Below are 3,172 nucleotides of genomic sequence, written 5' to 3'. Positions count from 1 at the left end.
TTGAATTGGAATGAAGAAGAAGGCGCGTATGATGCGAAGCATGATGGTAAGTCGAGTAAGATTACGAATGTATTGGATGGTAAGATAGAAGAAGGCTCGCAAGAAGTTGTTAATGGTGGTCAGCTTTGGAGTACGAATGAGAGGGTAAAAGAGGTTGAAGACAAAGTAGATACGATAGATCAACATGTGAAAGATATTGAAGTAGCCGTAACAGATGGCGTTGTTTCCTATGACAAAGATAGTGATGGGAAAAAGACCAATAGCATTACGTTAGTAGGAGGCAATGACAGCGAACCTGTTATGATAGACAATGTAGCGGCAGGCAAGATTGAAACAGGTTCTCAGCAAGCTGTTAATGGCGGTCAGTTGCATGATTATACTGAAGAGCAGATGAAGATAGTTCTTGAAGATGCCAATAAGTATACGGATGAGAAAGTTAGTAGTCTTGTCAATGATGCTGTTAACGAGTCGAAATCCTATACGGATATAAAGTTTGAGACGTTGAATTATGCTATTCAGGATGTTCGGAAAGAAGCAAGACAAGCTGCTGCTATTGGTCTAGCGGTGTCCAACTTACGTTACAATGATGCACCAGGAAAGTTAAGTGTTGCACTTGGTAGTGGTATATGGCTCAATCAGTCCGCATTTGCTCTTGGTGCTGGTTATACATCTGAAGATGGAAATATTCGCTCTAGTCTATCTGTGACAAGTGCCGGAGGGCGCTGGGGTGTAGGTGTAGGATTAAGCTTAACTCTAAATTAATAAAATTCACTACGATTATTTTCAAAAATGCTCCTGTCTATACAAGACAGGGGCGAAAAGGGTTGCACGATTAAAAGAACGGTTCCCACAAATAACAGTGCCAGCATTAATGTTGAAAATAAAGAAAGAGAAAACGTGTGAAGAGTGGTGTGTTTTACGCAAATTTGACAGAAGTCGTGGAGGGGGCTGGTTGGTGGTTGTTAGATGACAGTGAGCAGCAGATTAAGACAGTTTTTGATGATGCGAACAAATATGTAGATAAATATTTTTCTGAATCCAAGGATAATGCGATGAGTAATGGTGTTAACGAGTCGAAATCCTAAACCGATATAAAATTTGAAACGTTTAGTTATGATATTAAGAGCGTACGGAAAGAGGCAAGGCAAGCAGCCGCCGTTGGTTTAGCAGTATCCAACCTACGTTACTTCGACGAGCCAGGATCTTTGAGTGTCTCATTTGGTAGCGGCGCATGGCGTGGACAATCCGCATTTGCTCTTGGTGCTGGTTATATATCAGAGGATGGCTTTATTTGCTCTAATATATCCGCAACGAGTTCTGCGGAGATTAGAGAAGAGATGTTGGCTTAAGATTAAAGCTGCGTTGATGATAGCAAGGGATTCTTTTAACAACATTTATTCTTATTTTATTAAATGAGGGTGAATATTTTTTACAGACGCACAGTATTTATCTAGAGATAAGCATAATATTTGATGAGGCTATAAACTGTGAGGTTTTATGAAGATTTTTCTATATTTTGTTGAAAAAAGATCACAGTAGAATCCATATTGCTAAAAAGCTATATTTTTATGTTGCTATTTTCTTGAACAGCCTATAGCTGTATGGGAATGTATATTAGTAAGACTCATTTTGATAAAATAACTTTCAAAGGGGGGATAAGTAGTGCGTAAAGATAAAAGGTACACCACGGGACCGCGCATATATCATTATATGATATATTAAAAAGAAAAAATCCAACTAAAAAGCCAGTTATCCAAGGAAAACTATATTCCGGACATATTACAATTTCTTTTTACTTTACTTATTATTAACAAAACCATGCTTTCTAATAAAAATAAAGTCTATAATTAGGAAAATACATACTAAAACCTAGTACAAAGGATTTTATAGTCACCACTACCAAGTAAAAAGTAATATTAAATATACAAGGCCTCTTTTTTAGTTAGGAAAAAACAGCACACTAAAACCCTTAGACTCTAAATGTGTTATCTTTATGTCCACAAAACATAATCAAAAACACAAACATTTAGGTCTCAATACAGAGAGCACAAACAAAACAAGACTAAAGACTCAAAATGTTCACACTCTAAGCAATGATCGTCTACTCTGAATTCCAAAGACATCAATAATGCTAAAATGTGTCTTTTTTATGTTTTGGAGGTGTTTTTAAGTTTTTTCATTGGAGAGTTTGTTATGAAAAAATTATATGCCCCACAAGCTGCGAGTGAATTAAAACGTTCTCGTTTTTCTTTTGTTAAAGTTCTTTCGTTGGCTATAGCGGCTACATTCTTATCGAATGTTACGCCTGTTTTTTCAGCAAATCCTGATTTTAGAAACACATTTCTTGAAGGTGTAAAAAGTGCTGGTGTATCTTATCCACAAAGCCTTCTCTCTGTTGCTGGTTTGAATGCTTCTGATGATTACGCAAATTTTTTAACCAAAACCCTTTCTGGTAAGAGAGATAAGAGTCCTATCGTAAATGTTCTTGCGGACGATAGCAAAAATTTATTGATCAGAACCTTAGATACAGACGAGCAATATAAAAAGTCTCTCATTAGTCCGCGATCGCTTATTCGTGATAGCTCTGCAGCTCAACAGTTTTCAGAGAATTATGAAAGTGCAACGCCTGTTAATGTTTCTGACCTTTTGCGGGGTGGAACTGCAGGAATGCAACGTGCTGAAGGCAACAATACTATTTTGGGTGATGGGATTGATGTGGGAGCAAGCAAGTGGGCTGTTGCTATTGGTGACAATACGTCTATTCATGCTGGTACGATAAATACATTCGGTTCTGTCGTTATAGGATATGGTGCAAAAACTGGTGACGGTTGGAATGTTCTTGTTGGTTATATGGCAGAATCACCTCAAGGCTCATATGGCGCTGTTGTTTTGGGGCGGGGGGCAAAAACGGAAGGCCTTTTTAGCATTGCAATTGGTGGTGTTGGAGCTATTCCTGGATCTAACGCACAGGATATCGACGAAAAAAATAGAGTACTTGCAAGTGGTAATTATGCAATGGCTCTTGGTTACGGCGCGAAGGATTATGCAGAAAAGGGGATTGTTCTTGGTTACAATGCATCTGCAGCAAAGGAGGCGCGGTATAGTATTGCTATAGGTAGTGAGGCAAATACGTTTAATCATTATTCGATAGCTATAGGTCCTGAGGCACTGG

General features: G+C 38.2%; 2 protein-coding genes and 2 pseudogenes. All 4 read left to right on the top strand.

Annotated features, from left to right (window positions below):
* On the top strand, nucleotides 1-762 hold a 762-nt coding region (locus PVV63_RS10100), incomplete at its 5' end, for a YadA-like family protein (RefSeq protein ID WP_273791738.1).
* Nucleotides 763-899: 137 nt separating this feature from the next.
* Complete coding sequence (locus PVV63_RS10095; RefSeq protein WP_273791737.1) at nucleotides 900-1,085, top strand: hypothetical protein; 186 nt, start codon at nucleotides 900-902, stop codon at nucleotides 1,083-1,085.
* Nucleotides 1,086-1,349 (top strand): annotated as a pseudogene (locus PVV63_RS10410) (YadA-like family protein); the annotation flags it as partial.
* An 844-nt stretch (nucleotides 1,350-2,193) separates the two neighbouring features.
* Nucleotides 2,194-3,172, top strand: a pseudogene (locus PVV63_RS10085) (hypothetical protein); the annotation flags it as partial.

Source organism: Bartonella sp. CM31XJBT (assembly GCF_028618555.1).
In the GTDB taxonomy this organism is placed as follows: domain Bacteria; phylum Pseudomonadota; class Alphaproteobacteria; order Rhizobiales; family Rhizobiaceae; genus Bartonella.
Note: the sequence above shows the minus strand (reverse complement) of the source record. Positions and strands in the feature narration are given on the sequence as shown.